Origin of the sequence: Dawidia soli (genome assembly GCF_018598185.1) — a bacterium.
GTDB classification, from domain to species: domain Bacteria; phylum Bacteroidota; class Bacteroidia; order Cytophagales; family Cyclobacteriaceae; genus Ohtaekwangia; species Ohtaekwangia soli.
This window is the reverse complement of the sequence record NZ_JAHESC010000017.1, coordinates 39,334-60,750: the sequence shown is the minus strand read 5'-3', so window position 1 is coordinate 60,750 and position 21,417 is coordinate 39,334. Positions and strand designations below refer to the sequence as shown.

At 56.0% G+C, this 21,417-nt stretch carries 15 protein-coding genes; 10 read left to right on the top strand and 5 right to left on the bottom strand.

Features of this window, described 5'->3' with window-relative positions; all coding sequences use genetic code 11:
* Positions 1-5: 5 nt before the first annotated feature.
* Positions 6-3,821, bottom strand: coding sequence for a PKD domain-containing protein (locus tag KK078_RS13135; RefSeq protein ID WP_254090739.1), 3,816 nt, complete (start codon positions 3,819-3,821; stop codon positions 6-8).
* A gap of 160 nt (positions 3,822-3,981) precedes the next feature.
* Between KK078_RS13135 and KK078_RS13130 the strand changes: the two genes are divergently transcribed.
* The 8 genes from KK078_RS13130 to KK078_RS13095 all read left to right on the top strand — a co-directional run bounded on the left by KK078_RS13130 (position 3,982) and on the right by KK078_RS13095 (position 12,530).
* Entirely contained in the window at positions 3,982-5,166 is a 1,185-nt protein-coding gene (locus tag KK078_RS13130) for a glycosyltransferase (RefSeq protein ID WP_254090738.1), read from the top strand.
* Positions 5,154-5,765: an RNA polymerase sigma factor gene (locus KK078_RS13125; protein ID WP_254090737.1), complete on the top strand. Its 612-nt coding sequence runs from the start codon at positions 5,154-5,156 to the stop codon at positions 5,763-5,765. The genes KK078_RS13130 and KK078_RS13125 overlap by 13 nt, the downstream gene beginning before the upstream one ends.
* 16 nt (positions 5,766-5,781) lie before the next feature.
* A complete protein-coding gene (gene rsmG / locus KK078_RS13120) occupies positions 5,782-6,411 on the top strand; it encodes a 16S rRNA (guanine(527)-N(7))-methyltransferase RsmG (RefSeq protein ID WP_254090736.1) in 630 nt (209 codons plus the stop codon).
* A gap of 104 nt (positions 6,412-6,515) precedes the next feature.
* A complete protein-coding gene (locus KK078_RS13115) occupies positions 6,516-7,058 on the top strand; it encodes a hypothetical protein (RefSeq protein WP_254090735.1) in 543 nt (180 codons plus the stop codon).
* Positions 7,059-7,157: 99 nt separating this feature from the next.
* Positions 7,158-7,703, top strand: coding sequence for a carboxymuconolactone decarboxylase family protein (locus KK078_RS13110; protein WP_254090734.1), 546 nt, complete (start codon positions 7,158-7,160; stop codon positions 7,701-7,703).
* Positions 7,704-7,708: 5 nt separating this feature from the next.
* A complete protein-coding gene (locus KK078_RS13105) occupies positions 7,709-8,623 on the top strand; it encodes a transporter (protein WP_254090733.1) in 915 nt (304 codons plus the stop codon).
* A 12-nt stretch (positions 8,624-8,635) separates the two neighbouring features.
* A complete protein-coding gene (locus KK078_RS13100; RefSeq protein WP_254090732.1) occupies positions 8,636-10,246 on the top strand; it encodes a phosphatase PAP2 family protein in 1,611 nt (536 codons plus the stop codon).
* Between the two features lie 85 nt (positions 10,247-10,331).
* Complete coding sequence (locus tag KK078_RS13095) at positions 10,332-12,530, top strand: TonB-dependent receptor family protein (protein WP_254090731.1); 2,199 nt, start codon at positions 10,332-10,334, stop codon at positions 12,528-12,530.
* Between the two features lie 137 nt (positions 12,531-12,667).
* On the opposite strand, the gene KK078_RS13090 is transcribed toward KK078_RS13095, so the two are convergent.
* The 4 genes from KK078_RS13090 to KK078_RS13075 all read right to left on the bottom strand — a co-directional run bounded on the left by KK078_RS13090 (position 12,668) and on the right by KK078_RS13075 (position 17,374).
* Positions 12,668-13,417, bottom strand: coding sequence for a lysophospholipid acyltransferase family protein (locus KK078_RS13090; RefSeq protein WP_254090730.1), 750 nt, complete (start codon positions 13,415-13,417; stop codon positions 12,668-12,670).
* Positions 13,418-13,634: 217 nt separating this feature from the next.
* Entirely contained in the window at positions 13,635-14,963 is a 1,329-nt protein-coding gene (locus tag KK078_RS13085) for a Gfo/Idh/MocA family protein (protein ID WP_254090729.1), read from the bottom strand.
* A 145-nt stretch (positions 14,964-15,108) separates the two neighbouring features.
* Positions 15,109-16,089 (bottom strand): formylglycine-generating enzyme family protein, encoded by a 981-nt coding sequence (locus KK078_RS13080; RefSeq protein ID WP_254090728.1) that lies wholly within the window; start codon positions 16,087-16,089, stop codon positions 15,109-15,111.
* A gap of 91 nt (positions 16,090-16,180) precedes the next feature.
* Positions 16,181-17,374, bottom strand: coding sequence for an RsmB/NOP family class I SAM-dependent RNA methyltransferase (locus KK078_RS13075; RefSeq protein ID WP_254090727.1), 1,194 nt, complete (start codon positions 17,372-17,374; stop codon positions 16,181-16,183).
* 87 nt (positions 17,375-17,461) lie between these two features.
* Between KK078_RS13075 and KK078_RS13070 the strand changes: the two genes are divergently transcribed.
* Complete coding sequence (locus KK078_RS13070) at positions 17,462-18,382, top strand: hydroxypyruvate isomerase family protein (RefSeq protein WP_254090726.1); 921 nt, start codon at positions 17,462-17,464, stop codon at positions 18,380-18,382.
* Between the two features lie 116 nt (positions 18,383-18,498).
* Positions 18,499-21,348 carry a CHAT domain-containing tetratricopeptide repeat protein gene (locus tag KK078_RS13065; protein ID WP_254090725.1) on the top strand — a complete coding sequence of 950 codons (2,850 nt, stop codon included), beginning with the start codon at positions 18,499-18,501 and terminating at the stop codon, positions 21,346-21,348.
* Positions 21,349-21,417 lie beyond the last annotated feature (69 nt).

The following is a 21,417-nucleotide window of genomic DNA, read 5'->3' as shown; positions in this document are numbered from 1 at the left end:
CACTACTACTTGGATATGGTAACGATGCCTTTGTAATTTCTGTCAGGACAGAAAGCGTTGGTCACCGTATAGTAATAGACGCCGCTGGCGAGGCCGCCACCCGTCCAATTGTTCTGGTAGTTTTTCTTTTTGTACACGGTTCCGCCCCAGCGGTTGTACACGTGCAGGTCCCAGGCGCTGCGCTCCAGGCCTTGCAGCTCAAACGTTTCGTTTATGCCGTCGCCGTTGGGAGTAAAGATGTTGGGGATCATCGTGAGCCTGGCCCGCACGGGTACCTCGGCCATAACGGTAGAGGTACAGCCTGCCGTGTTCAGCCCATGCAGCTTTACCAGGTAGTTGCCGTGGGTTTCGGTCGCCACGGTCACCTGGGCGTCTGTGCCCGCGGGCGTATCGCCTACTTCCCACGACCAGGTCAGGCCCTGCTCTTCAGACCCTGCCTGCAGGGTGAAGCTCTCGCCTTCAAAAATACAGCGGGGACCATAATCAAATTCGATGAGCGAAGAGTCGCTTACCGTGACCGTTACGACGCTTTCGGACACCACGGCGCAACCCTTTTCATCGAACACGGTCAGGGAAACATTTCGTGCCCCCGTGCTGGTGTACTGGTGGCCGGTCACAGGTGTTTCGTAGTCGGCCACGTTGCCGTCGCCGAAGTCCCAGCGGTAGGTTTTCACGGCGTCGTTCAGCGGTGTGGCGATAAAACCGATGGAGTCGTTTTTGCAGGCCAGGCCGAAGTTATCATCTGTAAACGTAGCATCGGGCCCCCCCACGTGCACCAGCTCTTTGTAGCTGACGGTATCGCGACAACCGTTCACGTCTGTGGCGTACAGGGTAACATCAAACGTGCCGGGCCGCCGGTAGGTGTAATACAGGGTGTCGAACTGTTTGAGGTTTTCGTGGCGTTGGATGTCTCCGTTGCCAAAGTCCCATTCCCATACTTTGATATTGCGCTTCGATTTGTCGGCAAACGTTGTGGTGAGCTGCGGACAATCCGCATAGATATCGGTCGCCAGAAAGTCGGCCACCGGTTTAGTGATCTCGATCGATTTGCTGACCGACTTTTCACAACCATAGCTGTCTTTGACTTTCAGTGTCACTACGTAGCGGGCTGTGTCGGAATAGGAAATAACGGGGTGCGCGGCGGTGGACGTTGTGCCGGTGGAAAAATCCCACTGTTGCGTCGTGGAAAACTGCGACAGGTTGACGAGCTGAATATCGTCGTCTTTGCAAAAGCCAAACGTGCCGGTAGATGTCGTAAAGTCCGGGATGGGATTTGTAAAGACGATGGCATCGTAGCGGATAAACGAGCATCGTCCCTCTGCGTTGGTCAGCGTGAGGGTAACGGGGTAGCGGCCGAGCTGGCTATAGGTATTCGCCGGGTTGGTCTCCGTTGACGTGTTGCCGTCGCCAAAGTCCCATTCCCAGGAGTCAACTTTTGGATTGGCAACCGAGGCATCGTAGAACTGCACGGCCAGCGCGTCGCACGACACGCCGCTGGCAACAAAGTTAAAATTGCCTTGCAGGTTGAGTACGCTTACCGGTAGCGTTTTGAACGACAGGCAGCCGTCGGCGTCGGAGGCAGTCAGCGTTACATTGAAATCTCCGGGCTGGTCGAATTTCGTCGTGGCTTTTGCTCCTACGCCGTATGAGCCATTGCCAAAGTTCCAGTTCAGGCCCAGGGCGTCTTTGGATGTACTCTCAAATTGTACGGGCGCCCCTTTGCAGGGCTTGGGATTGTCGATCTTGAAATCGGCTTCGACATCGCGGATGACCACCGTTGCGGGTACTTCTACCGTACAGTGTGATGTGTTGTTCGTGCCGGTAAGCTTGACGGTATAGGGGCCGGTGGCGGTATACCGGTACGTTGTCTGGTTGCCTGTTACGATGGTTCCGTCGCCAAAATCCCACGTCTTCTCGTCACAGTCGGCAGACGTGTCCTCGATCGTGATGCGGTAAGGGTCCGAGCAGGTCTTTTTGATCTTGAATTCCACCAGCGGGCTGCCGACGGTGATCAGGTCTACTTTGGTTTCGGTATCTGTACAGCCGGCATTCTTTGCGATCATCGTAACGGTATAGGTACCGGGTTTCTCGTAGGCGTGGCTCACACTCGCGCCGTTGGCGGTGCCGCCGTCACCAAAATCCCAGCATACGTAGGTGGCATTCTTAGCCGTGCCGGTAAAGCTCACCGCCTCTTTCGCACAGACGTTCGTCTTGTTAACACTGAACGATGCCTCGGGCGTGACATCCGACACGTTCACCGCGGCGCTCATCGAGCTGGTGCACCCCCCGGCAGTACGGATCGTGAGTTTTACGGCAAAAGATCCTTTTTCATACGTGTGTGTCGGGTCCTTGCTGGCAGAGGTCGTATTGTCTCCAAAATCCCACTGTGAGGTAAAGGATGACGAGGCGACGGATTTGTTTACAAAGTTTACGGTAAAGGGTGCGCAGCCGGCCAGGGAGGGCTCGGTACACGACTGCGTTTTGTTCGGCTCGAAGAGGGCTTGTGGTTTGGAGGCCACCGGCACGAACAGACTCAGTTCCTTGCTGCAGTTGAGGCTGTTGTAGGCCACCAGCTTCACGTTGTAATTTCCCGGTCCTGCAAAGGTGTATGCAAACGAAGAAGCGGTGGAGTACTGCACGCCATTCACGAACCACTCCACACGGGTGGCATGGGTAGACGTATTCTGAAAGGTGACGTTATAATTACAGTCGGCGGAGGTCGTAAAATTCGGAACCGGGTCATCGATCACTTCGATCGTTCGTGTCACCACGGAGCTACAGGCCTTTCCCACCAGCTGTGCTTCGAGGCGCACGGTATAGGTATCCGCTTTGGTATAGACCACCGGGCCGGGGTCTTGCTTGTCGGAAATGGCGCCGTTGCCCAGTTGCCAGTCCCAGGTGAGGGCCGGCGTGGTGACTTGGGCATCGAACGTCACCTCCTGGCCGATACACACCCGGGTGGCCGAAGGCGTAACCGTCAGGCCGCCTTCACTGCCGGCGTTGATGACTGTTTTGGCGGTGCCCTCGCACCCGTCGGCGTCAAAGGCGTGCAAGGTAACGGTGTACCCACCCTGTTGCTGAAACGTGTGTGACGGGGCGGCGGCAGTGCTGCTGGTGCCGTCGTTGAAGTCCCACGAGTAGGTGAGGGGCGCGCGGCCGGTGGTGTTATTGGTGAATTTTACCGTGGCGGGTACCTGGCAGAAAACGTCTTCGTCCGGCGAGAACGATGCGTTGGGGCCGTGGGCCTCCGAGACAAAGTTTTGTGTGCTCGACTTGGAGCATCCGTATTGGTTGGTGACGCGCAACGATACGGGGCGGTTGCCGGGCGTGGAGTAGGTATAGGTAGGGTTGGGCTCGGTGCTGGAGCTGCCGTCGCCAAACGTCCACAGCCAGGTAGCGTTGCTGCCCGAGCCTGGCGTGCTGGTGTCGCGGAAGTCCACTTTGAGCGGTGTACAGCCTGTGGGTGGTGCGAGGGTCGTAAAGGTGGCCGTGGGGTAATCGTATACGTGTATATAGGCGGTTTTGACAGCGGTCGATCCGCCCGATACCCGTAGCGTGACGGTGTACGTTCCGGGGCCCGCATACACGGCGCTGGGGTGTTGCAGGTCGGAGTCGTTGCCGTTGCCGAAGTTCCAATCCCACGATGTGGGTGAACCCGTGGACAGATCGGTGAAATTTACCGTTACCGGAAAACAGCCCGAGGTCTTATCGGCTGTGAAGGCAGCGGTCTGCGCGAAGCTGTGCCCCGCCAGCCACAAGGCGGCGACGGTAAAAAGTATTCGCTTTTGCGTGTCCTTGCGGGACACAATCGGGGGTATCATGTAGGGGATCGCAGGTTAGATGGAGTCGGTAAACTGGTGATTAGTGTATCCGTGGCAATCTATACCACGAGTATAGTTACATTTTAGCAATCTGTGCGCGATACGTTAGTTTTTGGTAACAATTGCAGGATTCCGGTAGACGGTAAAAAACCTCTTTGGCATGGCTTTTATCCTACAGACGGCCTTTTATCTTTGTAGCGCTAATCGAAAAGACACCTTGCAAATCCTACTCGCCATTTTTTTCGCGCTCGCAGCCGTACAGATCATCTATTGGATCGTTTTTTGGGTAGCCTTTTCGAAAAAGCAGCCGGCGTCGGCTGACGGCCGGCAGCTGCCGGTGTCTGTCGTCATCTGCGCGCACGACGAGGAGGCCAATCTCAAGGAGCTGATCCCGGCCCTGCTGGCGCAGGACTATCCCGAGTTTGAGATCGTGGTGGTGGATGACCGTTCCAACGACGGCACGTTTGACTGGCTGCGGGAGGAGGCGCTCAAAGACCACCGCCTGCGCATGGTGCACGTCAATCGTACCCCGCCGCACGTCAATGGAAAAAAATACGGCGTGACCCTGGGCATCAAAGCCGCCAAATACGAATGGCTGCTGCTGACCGACGCCGATTGCCGTCCGAACGGCCGCCATTGGATCAGCAGCATGGCGGCACGCTTTGACCAGCCCGTCAGCTTTGTGCTGGGCTTCTCGCCGTACATCCGCATCCCCGGCTTTCTGAATATTTTCATCCGTTTTGAAACCTTGCTGACCGCGGTCCAGTATATCGGATTAGCGTTGCTGGGCAACCCGTTTATGGGTGTGGGCCGCAACCTGGCATACCGCAGATCGATGTTCCTGGAGAATAAAGGCTTTAACAACTTTCTGAATGTGACCGGAGGGGACGACGACCTCTTTGTGAACCAGCATGCCCGCGGCAAGAACACGCGCGTGGTGGTGGGCGAAGAGTCGATGATGTATTCCATTCCCCACACACGCTGGGGCGCCTACTACACGCAGAAGACCCGCCACCTGTCCGTCGGCAAATTTTATCGCTTCAAGCATCGGTTCCTGCTCGGTGTCTTTGCCGTGACCTGGCTGCTCACGTGGTTTTTCGGCATCGGCTTGCTCGTTGCGCTGCCCCTGCAGTCCGAGCCGTGGTGGATCGCGCTGTACGCCGTCATTGGCGTGCTCGTGCTCCGAACCGGCCTTATTTCCCTGATTTTGCACATAACTTCCAAGAAACTTGGCCAGAAGTTTGAGGCCTGGATGGCGCCACTCTTAGATTTTATTTATGCGTTTTATTATCTTGTCACCGGCCTCACTGCGTTAGTGTCTAAAGAAGTACGATGGAAGAATTAGAAGAAAACAGGTTTTCCTCAAAAGCACTCGAAGATTTCCGGCTGATAGATAACGCGGTGAACGGGGACGATAACGCCTATGCGCGGTTGATGCAGCGCTACAAGCGCCCCGTGTATCACATGATCCTGAAGATGGTGCGGAACGTCGACGATGCCGAAGACCTCACCATCGAGTCGTTTGCCAAGGCTTTTCGCAGCCTGCACCGCTTTAAGAAAGACTTTACGTTCAGTACGTGGCTGTTCCGTATCGCCACCAACAATACCATTGACTTCATCCGCAAGAAGAAACTCAACACCCTGAGCATTGAAAACTCGTTCACCGACGACGATGGCCAGTCCGTGTCCATCGACGTGGAGGATGAGAACCTCGACCCGCAGGAGGAAACGATCCGCATGCAAAAGGCGGAGCTCATCCAGGTGTTTGTGGACAAGCTGCCGCCGAAGTACCAGAAGCTGGTGCGCCTGCGCTACTTCCACGAGCTTTCGTACGAAGAGATCGCCGAAGAGCTTGACGCGCCCCTGGGCACCGTCAAGGCACAGCTGCACCGTGCCCGCGAGCTGATGTTCGACATGGTGAAGAACAAGCGGGATCATATTTAATTTCTGAAGACCAGTCGTGCAAGACGTCAGCATCATTTACCATTACTTTCCCGACCTCACGGAAAAGCAAAAGCAACAATTCGCCGCGCTCTTTGATCTTTACAGGGACTGGAACGAAAAGATCAACGTCGTTTCCCGTAAGGACATCGAAAATCTCTACGTCAACCATGTGCTGCACTCGCTGGGCATTGCCAAGGTCATGGCCTTTAAACCCGGTGCCCGTGTGCTGGACGTCGGCACCGGTGGCGGCTTCCCCGGCATACCGCTGGCGATCTTGTTCCCCGAGACGAGCTTCCACCTGGTGGACTCCATCGGCAAAAAGATCACGGTCGTGAACGGCGTGGCGGAGAGCCTGGGGCTGACCAATGTGAAAGGGGAGCAGATCCGTGCGGAACAGGTAAAGGGCGAATACGACTTCATCGTGAGCCGGGCCGTGACGCGCATCAAGGAATTCTATCAGTGGATCCATCGCAAGACGTGCAAGCAGTCCACGCACCCGCTCGACAATGGCATTCTGTATTTAAAGGGTGGCGACCTGGACGAGGAGCTGGGCGAGCTCAAAAAGCTGCACCAGATCTACAACCTGTCCGACTATTTCAGGGAAGAATTTTTCGAGACCAAAAAGGTCGTATTTGTGCCGTTGTAGGGAAGATTTCAGGCGTTTTGACCGCCTATCGGCTTAGGAAACGATTTCGGTACGTTGTTTAATACGTGTAAATTCCTTAACTATGTATCCACCCATACCGAACCGTGAGAAGAATTGTCGCGATAGCTCTCTTGCTGCTCCTGCTCTTTAATGTGCTGGGCTTCTACGGTATTTTCATGGGACTGCAATATCAAAACCGGCAGCAACTGGTACAGCGCTTTGATGCCGACCAGTACGACGAATCCCAAACGATCACCTTCAAGGTACCGCTGTCCATTCCCTATGCCGGCGACCGTCAGGACTACGTGCGTGTAGACGGCGAGTTCGAGCACGACGGGGAGTTCTTCCACATGATCAAACAACGGCTCAGCCAGGACACGCTCTATGTAGTATGTGTCAACGACCAGCAGAGCAAACGCATCCACCGCGCCATGACCGACTATGTCAAAACGTTTAGCGACGATGCGTCGGGCCAGGATCAATCGAAAACAATCGTTCCCACGTTTGGTAAAGAATACCTGATCGGTGCCCATGACATGGACCGGTCGTCGGTAGGCTGGGCGCAACCTGTTTACCGGCACGCAGCCCTCACCGTTTTTATTCCCGCATTTCAAGCCTCTATTATACACCCGCCCGAACGGGCTTAATCCTGCGGTGTATCCTTCGTAACACGATCGCGGTGCTGGCAATGTCCACACCCGCGTGATGATTTCAATTCTTCTTCATTCAATCAATCATCCTTTGTGATGGCACACATTGCTGTAAATGCGCAGCTACCCGGCATTGTAGGGTTGCTGCATTTCCGGCCCGAGACGGCCGCCCCGTTAAACCTGCTGGCAGAGATCCTGCTGCGCGGAGAAAGTACCCTGACCCGCGGCGAGCGCGAGATCATCGCATCGTATGTCTCGCATAAGAACGAATGCCATTTCTGCCACACCAGCCATGGTGCGGCAGCCGCCCACCACTACGGTGGCGATCTGACGCTGATCGACGAGATCAAAGCGGGTTTACCGAACACCGACCTGTCGCCGAAAATGCGTGCGCTGCTCGACATCGCCGCACAGGTACAACGCGGTGGCCTGCACGTCACAAAGGAGCATATCGACAAAGCGCGCCAGCAGGGCGCCACCGACCGCGAGCTGCACGACACGGTACTGATCGCCGCCGCCTTTTGTATGTACAACCGCTATGTCGATGGCCTGGCTACCTGGGCGCCGCGAGACAATGCCGCCTACAACGACATGGGTCGCATGTTGGCTTTTGACGGATACACCCAAGCAACACCCAAATAACCTATATGAAGAAAATCTACCTGATCCTGATCGGGCTGCTACCGGCCCTCTCGTTTGCACAGAACTTTACCGACGGACTCATGATGGGCTCCAAAAAATTCTGTACGGGGTTTATTTATACCCATGACCAGTGGACCGACTACTGGCAAGGCGAAAAGAAGCGCGACAACGGCAACATCGGCCACGTGACGACACAAAGCGTCGCCTGGATGGGTACGTACGGCATCATTAATAAAGTGAACGTCATTGCCATGGTGCCGTATATCAAGACCAAGGCCAGCGCCGGCACGCTGAGCGGCCTGGAAGGTATCCAGGACCTGACGGTAGGCGTGAAGTATAATTTCTTCGGCCACAAGACGGACAAGAATGCTTTCAACACCTTTGCCGTCTTCAATGTGTCGACGCCGTTGTCGGACTATACGCCGGACTTCTTCCCGCTGTCGATCGGTACCCAGACCACCAACCTGCAGTACCGTCTTACCGCGCACTTTAAAGTGCAGCAAGGCTGGTTTGTAAACGGCTCCGGCGGGTATACCTGGCGCAGCAACACCACGCTGGATCGCCCCGCCTACTTCGACGGCAACGAGCAGTATAACACCGACGAAGTAAAAATGCCCAACGTGTTTGATGTCTTTGTTTCGGCCGGCTACCACAAGGGCGCCCTGCAGGCCGAGCTGAATTACATACAGCAGAACACGCTCGGCGGTGCCGACATTCGCAAACAAGACATGCCGTTCGTGTCCAACCGCATGAACTATATCAAGGCGGGTGTGCTCGTCATGTATTATTTGCCGAAGCCACAAGGTCTGGCGGTACGCGGTGCCGTTAACCGCACATTGACAGGCCGCAACGTGGGCGAGTCTACCGCCTTCCTGGCCGGAGCCATGTATACCCTCGACTTCAATAAAAAGAACCCGTAACCGAACCCCATCATGATTGCTCAATACGTATATCGCCTTACACAGACAGCCTTCGTCGCCAGCCTGTTGCTACTGGCAAGCTGTAACAAAGACCTTTCAGACGGCGAACCCCTTGTGCCCCAGGCGCCTGCTGCTCTCGACGAAGATGCTGCCGACTGGGCTCCCGTGGACGCGTCCGTCATGACGATGGAAAAGATCACCGGCATTGTTGAGAACTCAACACCAAAAGTATTTAACCCGCCGGCCGATGTAAACTCCGACGCCTATAAAGCAGAGCTGACGGCGATCAAAGACCTGCAAAAGAACCTTACAAAGGAACAGCGGGATGTCATTGAATATTGGAGCGGAGGCGGCGTGCTGCGCTGGAACCAGATTCTGCGTGGCATGGTGGCGCGCTTCAACCTGCCCCCCGAACCGAATGCCGTCGGTGTGTATCCGGCGCCGGATGCTGAAAATCCTTTCTCCGACCCGATGTTCCCGTTTGCAAATCCGCCGTATGCGGCGCGTGCCTATAGCTACGTAAGCGTCGCCCAGTACGAAGCGTTGAAGGCGGCGTGGCATTATATGTATCAATACAATCGCCCGGCTCCGTATAAGAACGACCCCTCCATCCAGTCGTTGATGCCGGAGACGGATCTGCCTGCTTACCCGTCAAGGGATGCGGTCATGTCGGGTGTGTCCGCAGAAATGTTAAAGCTGCTCTTCCCCGCGGCGGTAGAAGAAATCACCAAAAAAGCGGCTGAACAACGCAATGCGGCGCTGTGGTCGGGTAAGGCTACTGCCAGTGATATAGCCGCGGGGCTGGCGCTGGGCAAGTCCGTGGCGAATCTGTACATCGCGCGTGCGCGCGGCGATGGCATGGGCACCGCCGGGGGTAACAAAGCGCTGTGGCAGGCACTGGTCGATAGCTGTACCAAGCGCGGTGAGCTTGCCTGGAAGAGCCTGGAGACACCGGCCCGCCCGCCGATGCTGCCATTCTTTGGCTTGCGCAAGGATGCGAACAAAGGTACGCGTGCCTGGTGCATGACAGACGCAGACCTGGTACAATGCCGCCCGGTACCGCCGCCGTTGACATCGTCGGCCGAAATGAAAAAAGAAACCGAAGAGGTGAAATGGTATTCTGAAAACCTGACGCGCGAACGCCTGGCCATTGTGCACAAATGGGCCGACGGCGCCGGCACCTATACACCGCCCGGCCACTGGAACGACATTGCCGCCGAGTACGTCCAGGAAGCGCGTTATAGTGAGGTGCGTGCCGCGCGCGCCTTTGCACTGCTCAACATGACCATGCATGACGCCGCGGTGGCCTGCTGGGACACAAAGTTCTTTTACTTCAACCCGCGTCCCAGCCAGATGGACCCATCCATCAAGACCGGCACCGGCGTGCCCAACTTCCCCGCCTTTACCTCGGGCCACTCGACTTTCTCGGGATCAGCGGCCGCCGTATTGGCCTATCTCTTTCCGCAGCAAGCACAGTATTTCCTGCTCCAGGCCACGGAAGCATCCTACTCACGTCTGTATGGCGCGATACATTATCGTTCGGATGCCGAGATGGGCTTAAAGCACGGTCAGGTGATCGGCGGTTTTACGATAAACTTTGCCACAACGGACGGAGCAGATTAATAACGGGACAACGCATTAAATCATACCGGGAGAGGCTATCGGTCAACGCCTTTCCCGGTTATAAAATTCGAACTACCATTAGTACATGACAAGACTTTTTACCGCGATCGTGTTTATTGCCAGCATCACAGCGGGGTTTTCGCAGACAGATTCGCTGAAGATGAAACAACTCAAAGAGGTTGTGATCCAATCCAGCCGCTATGAGGTGGAGCGGTTGCCCGCCACCCAGGGCACATACCTGCTGGGCGGCCGCAAGAACGAAGTGCTGAACGTACAGCAGATGAACGTCAACATCGCCGAGAAAACTCCGCGCCAGATCTTTGCCAAAGTGCCCGGCGTATTTGTATACGACATGGACGGCACGGGCAACCAAACCAACATTTCCACCCGCGGCCTGGACCCGCACCGCGGCTGGGAGTATAACATTCGCAAAAATGGTATCATTACCAACTCCGACATGTACGGCTACCCGGCCAGCCACTACAGCATGCCCATGGAAGCGGTGGAACGCATCGAGATGGTACGCGGCACGGGTTCGCTGCAATACGGCGCACAGTTCGGCGGCATGCTGAACTATGTATCCAAACGCCCCGATACCACGCGCGTGGCTGCCTACGAGACCATCAATACCGTCGGCTCGTTCGGACTCTTTAGCACGTATCATGCACTGAGCGGCACGGTCGGCAAATTCCAATACTACGTATATTACAACAAGCGTGTGTCCGACGGCTACCGGGATAACAGCGACTCGGACTTCGATGCGCAGTCGTTCATGCTCGCCTATCGTCCCACCGACCGCGTGACCATCCAGGCGGAGGTAGCACGCTCGAACTATATTTATCAGATACCCGGCCCGTTGACCGACAGCATGTTCCATGCCGATCCCCGGCAGTCGACACGCTCCCGGAACTATTTCAACCCCGAGATCTATGTGCCGTCACTCTCCCTCGACTGGAAGCTCTCCGACCGCACCCGGCTGTCGTGGGTGGTATCGGCCGTACTGGGCGACCGAAACAGTGTACAGCTCGATAAACTGGCTACGGTTCAAGACGTGATCGATCCGAACACGCTCACCTATGCGTCGCGCCAGGTGGACATCGACAACTTCAACAGCTATACCTCGGAGCTGCGCCTGCTGCACACCTATACGCTTGGAAAAACAGAACACGTATTGGTCGGCGGCGTACAACTCTTCAACAACGACCTGCACCGCCGTCAGCTGGGCAAGGGCACGACCGGCTCGAGCTTCGACTTGTCGTTGATCGACCCTGCGTGGGGCCGCGACCTGCACTTCAAGACCAACAATGTGGCGGTATTTGCAGAAAATGCATTCCGCGTATTGCGCGGTCTGTCGATCACGCCCGGTATCCGCGTTGAAACCGGGGAGTCAAAAATGTCCGGCACCATCTCCTACTACGATGCCGGCAACTTTCCCGATGTGATCGATCATACGTTCGCATTGGGTGGCCTGAACATCGACTACATCACCCGCAAGGGGCACAACGTCTACGCCGGCTGGTCGCAAGCCTACCGCCCGGTGATCTTCAAAGACATCATACCGGCCTCTGTATATGAAACCGTAGACAAAGACCTGAAAGACGCCAAGGGATACAACCTGGAAGCGGGCTATCGGGGCACCACCCACGGCCTGCGCTGGGATGTAGGGGTATTCAGCCTGCGCTACGACAATCGCCTGGGTACACTCGAGCAGACGAACCCTGATAACGGTACCACGTATATCTACCGCACCAACATCGGTAACTCCATGACCACCGGAGCCGAGATATTCCTGGAATACAATCTGCGGCTGGGTGACTACAGCAACCTGTCGATCTTCACTTCGACAGCCCTCTTCCATGCGCGGTATACCGATGCCGCGGTACGTTCGGGTAAGAACGCCGGCGGCAGCGCGCAGTCTGAGAACATAGACATTCGCGGGAACAAAGTAGAGACCGTGCCCGATGTGATCTCGCGCAACGGTGTTACGTTCTACTGGCGCCGCCTGAGCGCGACGGCACTGTATAGTTATACCGGCGAGAGCTATGCCGACCCGTTAAACACGGTAACGCCGTCGAAGACGGGCGCCGTGGGCCGGGTACCTTCTTATGGTTTGCTGGACTTCAATGCATCGTTTCGCATCACGCCGCAATGGATGGTAAGAGTTAATATGAACAACATCATGGATAAACAATACTTCACAAAACGCCCCAGCTTCTATCCGGGTCCAGGTGTCTGGTCTTCAGACGGCCGCTCGATGAACGTGACGGTGGCGTTGAAGGTATAGATAAAGATCTTGAATTAATGATTTGGGTTAGTTCAGACACACCCGCACGGCTCAGACACACACGCATTCGCGCTTAGGCTCCAAGCGAGAGTATTATCCGGATAGGCTTTCATGCATACTGCGAAGGCTATCCGGATTTACTTTTTTATAGGGGTGTTCTGTACGATCATAGCATGCATGATCGCAAAGGTCTTGTCTTTGAGCGCCACCGTGTCTGCGGTGGTAAGCCCCGTGGTTTCGATCGGGGGGCCTACATAAATACGGATCGTACCCGGTCGCATGTCGATCGTGCCCGGTCGCATCAATGGCCCCGCACCCAATACCACCATCGGTAATATAGGCTGCTGTGTATCGACGGCAATGCGGAACGCCCCGTCTTTGAACGGCTGCAGCAATTCTTTCGAACGGTTCTGCGTGCCTTCCGCAAAGATGAGGATCGAGATGCCCTGTTTCAAAAACATCTTCAGCTTGTCGATGCTACGCTTGCGGCTCTCGGGGCTGGACCGGTCTACAATGATCGTCGCTGCTTGTGCAATCCATCCGAACACGGGGATCTTCTTCAATTCTTTTTTCGCCAGCGGCCGGAACTGCCCGGGAATGATCATCCGGATGCCCGGAATATCGAGGAACGACGTGTGGTTGCTGACATAGATGTAGGATGCGCCGCGCTGGATATTTTCCGTGCCATAGAACTCGTAGCGAATGAAGGTGAGCTGGCTGAAGATCCACGACCACGCATACAAAAACGCATAGCCGATGTGTCCGAAGCGCTGCCCCAGCATAAACGGCACAATAATGCCGGGCAGCAGGATCAGCATAAACACGGTAAACACCAGGAAAACCCACACCTTGTACAGCGTAAGCAGAATGGATCGAATGACTTTCAAAGCGTTGTATTAAAAAATCGACCGCGAAAGTTCCGAAACTTTTCCCAAGAAACAAGCAGAAAGAAGCCCTGAAGGGGCGAAACATATCAGCCCAGGCTGTAGGCCTGGGTTTACAGCAGAGGTGAAAAAAAGCCCTGAAAGGGCGCAACAATCGGACGCATAGGTGTCTCGAATTGTCACGCTCTTTCAGGGCGTGTATAGAATAAATACCTGTGGTCTAAGAAAAATACCGTGTCACGCCCGGCGTAGCGATCGGATAAAATCCATTCGCATCCGGCTTCACCGGCATGTCGGCATCCCAGGCAAATGTCGTCGGCATGATGCTGAGCCCTGAGTTAAGTGTCTTATCCCACTCGATCACCTGCCCCGAATACGTAGCCATACGACCCATGATCGCGGTCAGCGTAGACTTCGCACCGTTCTCTGCATCGGCAAACTTGAATTCGCCTTTTGCGATCGCAGCGAACAATTCGTCGTGTTCTGTCTGATAAGGATTATTCTCATTCTTCCGGTCATACTTATACAGGGCCTTGCCCTTGCTGGTGATCTCGGCTGCGCCACACTTCACGACACCCTTCGTACCGACGAGCATCTCATCTACGATAGCGTATGTACCTTTGATATGGCGGCACTGGCTGTTCAGCACGGTGCCGTCGGCATAGTGATACTCTACATAGTGGTGATCATAGATCTCGCCATACTCTTTGCCGGTGCGCACCTGGCGGCCGCCCAGGCCGAACGCCTTCACCGGATAGGCCCCCTTGAACCAGTTCATCACATCGATGTTGTGTATATGCTGTTCGTTGATATGATCGCCGCAGAGCCAGTTAAAATAATACCAGTTGCGCATTTGGTATTCCATTTCGGTTTGACCGGGCTTGCGCATATTCACCCACACGCCGTCGTTGTTCCACCATACCTGGCCCGAGGTGATCTCGCCGATCATACCGTCCTTCACGCGCTTCAACAGCTCGCGGTAAGAGTTCTGATAGTGGCGTTGCAGGCCTACCACCACGTTGAGCTTTTTCTTCTTGGCTTCTTCCGCCGCGCGCAGCACGCGTTGAACCCCGGCGGGGTCCGTCGCCACAGGCTTTTCCATAAAAATATGCTTACCCTGGCGAACGGCCTCTTCGAAGTGAATGGGACGGAAGCCGGGTGGTGTCGTGAGGATCACCACGTCGGCCAGCGGAATGGCTTTCTGGTACGCATCGAAGCCCACGAACTTGTTTGCTTCGGGTACCGCTACCTTGGCCTTTACGTTGCCTTCTTCCGAATTCTCATCGGTCAGCGCGGCATAGGCGCTGTCCAGGCGATCGCGGAAGGCATCGGCCATGGCGACAAGCTTGACGTTCTGCTTGGTGAGCAGCGCCTGCATGGCGGCACCGGTGCCCCGGCCACCGCAGCCTATGAGTGCGACCTTGATCGTATCATCTACCGAGTTGAAAAAGCCGCCGGCATTTGACAGGAACGGTGCGGCCACCAGGCCACCGGCCAGCAGGGAGGATTGCTTCACAAACTCCCGGCGTGATTGTTTATCTTCTTTCATGGTTTTAGTGTTTGGTATCGTTCGTTTACTGGCTGTTGTATACAATACTCCGGTGGTGTCCGAAGCGAAGTGAATATACACGTTCGTGCATTCCCTGCCGCCCGGTTTTATACGCCCGGTCGGAATGCGGGTTGACGTTGCCCTGTTATTTCAGGTACGACGCGTAAAACGCATCCGCTTCCGCCGCCGTAGGCTGCGCCAGCGGACGTACGATGCGGAAACCCATATACATGCCGTCGGTCAACCACCAGCGGCTTTTCGGGATCTGGGGGTCGCGTTTGTTCCACGCGGCATTGGACGGAATGCGGTTGGCCGTGCGCAGCACGCTGGCGTCGTCCACGTAGGAGCCACCCCGGGCCGCTCGCGGGTATCGCGAAGCCGGTGCCACGGTGGGATCTTTTACACCGTCGGCCAACGCGTTATAAGCAGCGGCATCGTATTGGTCCTGCGTCCACTCGCTCAGGTTGCCGTGCATGTCGTACAACCCCCACGCATTGGGCTTCAGTTGTTTTACCAGGTGATATTTGCCACCGCTGTTGCCGGCGAAGTAACCATGCTCCGGCAGCTGCCGGGCGTCGTTGCCAAAGCTATAGGCCGTTGTCGTGCCCGCGCGGCAGGCATACTCCCATTCAGCCTCTGTCGGCAGGCGGTAAAAGATCCCGGTCTTGGCATAGAGCCACTTGCAATACATGATGCACGCCTGCTGGCTCATGCTGTTGGCCGGGTGCTGGGGCTCACGGCCCATGCCCCACGTCAGGTCGATATACTGCGCGGTGGGACGCGACACGGCGTCAACGTCGATGGCCTTTGTCTGCGGCACATCCATGTTCTTGAAGAAAGCGTCCCATTCGGCAAACGTCACTTCGTGCTCCTCCATCCAGAATGCCGAGACCTCTACTTTCTTTTGCGGGCCTTCGTCTTCTTCGCGCCCGGTTTCGGCCGCCGCACTGCCCAGCGTAAAGCTGCCGCCCTGGATCGGGATCATCTTGAACTTTACCGACGAGCCGGGCACGGCCTGCTCATACGCCAAAAATTCTTGCGCGGGAGCGATAGTAAAGATACAGGAAAAAGCCAGGACAAGGGTCAGCACGGTGCAGTACAGCAGGCGGAAGGGCGTATGTTTCACGTCGGTAAAAAGGGTTAGAGGCCTCAATATAGAGAAACCCGCCTCCGTCTGCAACCGTTCATCTATGCCAACGCCGCATGTGGGCGTATCGCTAGGAGAGACGGCGCAGCAGGGCCATATAAAATCCGTCAAATCCTCCTGACGGCCAGGCGTGCGCTTCCTCCAACAGGTCGAAACGGCCGTTTTGCGTGGCCAGGAATTTTTTTACCTGCTCTTCATTTTCAGACGGCATGATGCTGCACGTAGAGTATACCATCAGGCCGCCGGGCTTGAGCATCTCGCAATAGTCGTTGATGATGTGCTGCTGCAGCTCGCGCACGTTCTGAACAAACTCCGGCGAGAGTTTCCACTTGGCGTCGGGGTTGCGTTTTAAGACACCCAGGCCCGAGCAGGGTACATCGAGCAGTAGCCTGTCCGCTGATTTCTCCAGGCGCTTGACCGTCTTGGACGATTCGATCACGCGGGTCTCGATATTACTCGCTTCTGCCCGGCGGGCGCGTTTTTTGAGCTCGTCGAGTTTCCATTCCTCCGTGTCCATGGCCAGGATGCGTCCTTTGTTCTGGAGCAGCGACGCGATGTGCAGCGTCTTGCCACCCGCGCCGGCGCAGGCATCGATCACGCGCATGCCGGGCTCCAGGCGCATGAACGGCGCGATGAGCTGTGACGCGGCGTCCTGCACTTCGAAAAGGCCTTGTTTAAAGGCCGGCAGCCGGAACACATTCTGCCGACGTTCCAGCACCAGGGCGTCCGGTGCCTCCGCCAGCGTCGCAGTCTCTACGTTGTCTTCCAGCAACAGCGCCTTCAGCGCGCGGGCAGAGGTCTTGAGCGTATTGGTGCGCAGCACAACCTCTGCTTCTTCGTTGAGGGCATGCAGCTCGCTGTCCCAGCGGGAGCCAAGCTCCTGCTCGCCGAGTGTATCGAGCCAGTCGGGCACGGATTCATAAATGCGGCGGATCTGCTTGAACTTCTCGAGCCGCTGTTGGATCTTTTCAGGTTTCAGGTGTTGGAACTCCTCCCAGTCAGGCAGGGGCACGTTGTGCAGAATGCACCAGCAGCCCAGCATGGACCAATAGTCGTTCGAGGGGGTGTCGGTCAGGGTCTGCAGCAGCCGGTACCAGCGCACGATGTCGTACGTGGTCTCGGCAATGAACCGCCGGTCACGGGCGCCCCACTTCGGATTTTGCTTTAATACCTTTTCGATCACCTTGTCGGCGTACTTGCCTTGTCCGAAGATCAGGTCCAGGGCCTCGATCACGGCGCGGGCAATGTTGACGTAGAGTTTCATGTGGGTGCGAAGATAACGAGGCTAGGGGAATAAGGAGAGAATTTTTACCTTGTACCAAAACGACCCGGCCTCTAAACCCCGATAACCATGAAACGCAGAAACTTTTTAAGCAAAAGCCTGGCCGCTGCCGCCTCTACCGTAACGCTCGGCGGCGCCCTGGCAACCGCCGCCACCGCGCGCGACACGGCTCCTGCCGAAAAACCGTTCAAGCTCAACTATGCTCCCCACGACGGCATGTTCGCCAACCACGGCGGAAAGGACTTCGTGGACCAGATCAAGTTCATGCACGATCAGGGCTTTCGCGGCATTGAAGACAACGGCATGCTGGGCCGCCCGAAAGAGCAACAAGACAAGATCGGCGCAACCCTCGCCAAACTCGGCATGACCATGGGCGTGTTTGTGGTCGACACCGGCAACAACTGGAAAATATCACTGACCTCCGGCAAGCAGGAATTTAAAGACGCCTTTATCGATACCTGCAAACGCTCTGTCGAGCTGGCCAAGCGCGTCAACGCCAAGTGGGCCACCGTCGTGCCGGGCTTCTACGAACGCCGCCTGCCCATCGGCATTCAAACCGCCAACGTCGTGGATGCCCTGCGCCGCGGCGCCGAGATCCTGGAACAGGGTGGCCTCATCATGGTACTGGAACCACTCAGCGACACCCCCGAGCTCTTCCTGCGGTACTCCGACCAGACCTATGAGATCTGCAAAGCGGTAGACAGTCCGTCGTGCAAGATCCTGTATGATATATACCACATGCAGCGCAACGAAGGCAACATCATACCGAACATCGAGAAATGTTGGGACGAGATCGCCTATTTCCAGATCGGCGACAACCCGGGACGCAACGAGCCCACCACGGGCGAGATCAACTATAAGAACATTTTCAAATACATCCACGACCGTGGCTACCGCGGCATCATGGGCATGGAGCATGGCAACGCCAAAAGCGGCAAGGAAGGCGAGCTGGCGTTGATCAAGGCCTATCGCGAAAGTGACAGCTTTTAACCCTACATAACCGTGGGGGTATTCAAAATAGGCCGTTCCTCGGTGAGGAACGGCCTGTTTTTTTTAATTGATAGCGACAAGACTTTTGTAAATTTGGTCTCCCAAAAGACCCGTCTATGAAACTTGGCTGGATAACCCTCCTGTGTCTCTCCCTTCCGTTTACCCTGAATGCCCAACTGCTGAAAGACCTCCAAAAGGCCGCAGTCGACACGGGCAAGAAACTGAACACCAAGGAAAATCGCGACAAGGTAGCCACCATCGTGATCAAGGACATGGAGAAGGCGCGCGCCGAATTCGACTCCACCGACTTTGACTACGCCATACTCGTCAGCGACAACTCCGGTCTGTTCGATCTCAAGGAAAAAGGTGAAAGTGCCGCCCGCTTTACGTCTGTCGTGGGCCTGGGCTCATCCTATCTCAAAAACGATGAGCTGAGCGATGCCGAAAAAGCACGCTTCCACCGCGAGATGGGCGAGGTGTGGTACGCCAACGGTAAGTTCAAAATGGCGGAAGCCAAATTCACCGCCGCCAAAGGTGCCTACGAAAAAGCCGGCCTGCGCGAAGATATCGGCTATATCAAAACGTTGTCAGACCAGGGCCTGCTCTACAATACCATGGGCCGCTTCACGCAAGCCGAAGGCGCCACCGCCGAAGCCCTCGACATGCGCGTGGCCAGGTTCGGTGCGGATAACCTGAGCGTGGCAGCATCAAAAAACAACTACGGCGTATTGAAGTATAACCTGGCCCGCTATAACGAAGCCGAGAAGGACCTGGAAGCCGCAGAGGCGGTCATCAACGCCAACAACCTGCAGGCGGCCATGCAACATGCCATCGTGCTGAATAACCAGGCCATGCTGTTTCAAACCATCGGCCGCCTGGAAGAAGCCGAGAAGAAATTGAAGGAAGCTGTCGCGATAGCCGAAAAGATCCAGGGCACCAGATCCAAAAATAACCTGCGCTTTCTGGCCAACCTCGCCTTGTTATACCAGCAGATGGGGAAATATACCGAAGCCGAAACGATCTATACCGGCATGGAAAAACGGCTGGGCAAGAACAACCCCGACTATGCGGCCATGCTCAACAACCAGGCCGCGCTGTACATGGTCATGGGCAAGGAAGACAACGTGGAAGACCTGCTGAAGCGCTCGGCGGCGATCTATAGATCAAAGCTCACCGAGGAGAGCCCGGCGTATGCCCGGGCCGTGAGCGACCAGGGCAACTTCTACCGGTACAGAGGCCGGTATAGCGAAGCCGGGCCGCTGCTCGAAAAGGCGCTGAGCGTACGCGAAACAACGCTGGGCAAGAGCCACCCGCTGTACGTGCAGTCGCAGGAAGACCTGGCGATACTCTACTGGAAACAAAAGGTATGGGACAAAGCCTTTACGATGTATCGCGAGGCGATGGACAAATCGCTCGACTTCGTCAGCAAATACTTCCCGCCGATGAGCGAAGCCGAAAAGACCAAGTACTGGGATGTGCTGTCGCCGCGCTTTCAGCGGTTCTATAACTTTGCGGTCGAAGCCAGTCCTGAAAATCCACAGGTGGTAGCGGCGTTGTTCGATTACCGCATCGCCACCAAAGCGCTGCTGCTCAACTCGACCAACAAGGTGAAACAAACGATCTTCGCCAGCAAAGACCCCGTGCTGATCGGCGACTACGTTACCTGGCTGGATCAAAAAGAAACGCTCGCACGTCTCTATGCCTACTCGAAGGACGAGTTGAAACTGCAGAAGATCAACCTCGACTCGTTAGAGCGTGCCGCCAATGCCATGGAACGCAGTCTGTCGCAACGCTCGGCAGACTTCTCGTCGGGCTATACCGCACAGAAGATCACGTTCGGCCAGCTGGCCGGTCAGTTGACCGATGCCGAGGCTGTGGTAGAGATTGTACGCGTGCAGAAGTTCGATCAGAAATTTGCTGCCGACGCACGCTATTTAGCATTGATATTGACCCGGGGCGCCGCGTCGCCTACCCTGGTGGTACTGGAGAACGGCCAACAGCTCGACACCCGCTATGCCAAATTTTATCGCAATGCTATCCAGACGCACAATGCCGACGACTACTCGTACGATCAATTCTGGGCGCGCATCGAACCCGCGCTGACGGGCAAAAAGCTGCTATATGTTTCGCTTGACGGCGCATACAATCAACTGAACCTGAATACGCTCAAAAAGCCCGGGGGGGACTACGTCGTCAATCGCTACGACGTCGTGGTGCTGGGAAATTCCAAAGACCTGATCGCCCTGAAAGCCCGCAAGCCCCGCGCCAATAAAAAGAATGCGACACTGCTGGGCTTTCCCGACTATGGCGCAGGCGACATTGCGCCGCTGCCGGGTACGAAAGTCGAGATAGACAACGTCAACAAAGTATTAAAAGCCTCTGCATACCAGGTAACACAATACATGCAGAAGACCGCTACGGAAAAGAACCTCAAGGCGGTAAAAGCGCCCACGCTGCTGCACGTCGCCACACACGGCTACTTCCTGCAGGATGTGGAGCAAACCGGCAACGCCTTTGGCGTGCAACTGGAAAACGCCGGCAACAATCCGTTGCTGCGCTCGGGGCTGCTGCTGGCAGGAGCCTCTGGCACCGCCAGCGGTACACGCATGCCGGACCTGGAGAGCAACGACAACGGCGTTCTGACCGCCTACGAAGCGATGAACCTGAACCTGGACGGTACCGGCCTGGTAGTGCTGAGCGCCTGTGAGACCGGCCTTGGCGACGTAAAGGCAGGAGAGGGTGTGTACGGCCTGCAGCGTGCCTTCCTGGTGGCCGGTGCCGAAGCGCTTATCATGAGCCTCTGGAAAGTAGACGATGCCGCCACACAAATGCTGATGAGCAACTTCTATACGCAGTGGATCAAACTGGGCAACAAACAAAAAGCCTTCAAGCAAGCCCAGCTGCAGTTGATGACAAAGTACAAAGACCCGTATTATTGGGGCGCCTTTGTGATGATGGGTATGTAATACAACGGTGCGCCAAGCATCTGGCGCAAGTCTGAGCGAAGCGGTGACTTGTGCCTGAAACGGTATGCA

Excerpts from the sequence above, each read along its gene's own strand:
- KK078_RS13125 (WP_254090737.1), top strand. The coding sequence starts at position 5,154 with ATGGAAGAATTAGAAGAAAACAGGTTTTCCTCAAAAGCACTCGAAGAT.
- KK078_RS13100 (WP_254090732.1), top strand. The coding sequence starts at position 8,636 with ATGATTGCTCAATACGTATATCGCCTTACACAGACAGCCTTCGTCGCC.
- KK078_RS13105 (WP_254090733.1), top strand. The coding sequence starts at position 7,709 with ATGAAGAAAATCTACCTGATCCTGATCGGGCTGCTACCGGCCCTCTCG.
- KK078_RS13070 (WP_254090726.1), top strand. The coding sequence starts at position 17,462 with ATGAAACGCAGAAACTTTTTAAGCAAAAGCCTGGCCGCTGCCGCCTCT.
- KK078_RS13130 (WP_254090738.1), top strand. The coding sequence starts at position 3,982 with ATGGCTTTTATCCTACAGACGGCCTTTTATCTTTGTAGCGCTAATCGA.
- KK078_RS13085 (WP_254090729.1), bottom strand. The coding sequence starts at position 14,963 with ATGAAAGAAGATAAACAATCACGCCGGGAGTTTGTGAAGCAATCCTCC.
- KK078_RS13110 (WP_254090734.1), top strand. The coding sequence starts at position 7,158 with ATGGCACACATTGCTGTAAATGCGCAGCTACCCGGCATTGTAGGGTTG.
- KK078_RS13135 (WP_254090739.1), bottom strand. The coding sequence starts at position 3,821 with ATGATACCCCCGATTGTGTCCCGCAAGGACACGCAAAAGCGAATACTT.
- KK078_RS13065 (WP_254090725.1), top strand. The coding sequence starts at position 18,499 with ATGAAACTTGGCTGGATAACCCTCCTGTGTCTCTCCCTTCCGTTTACC.
- KK078_RS13095 (WP_254090731.1), top strand. The coding sequence starts at position 10,332 with ATGACAAGACTTTTTACCGCGATCGTGTTTATTGCCAGCATCACAGCG.
- KK078_RS13075 (WP_254090727.1), bottom strand. The coding sequence starts at position 17,374 with ATGAAACTCTACGTCAACATTGCCCGCGCCGTGATCGAGGCCCTGGAC.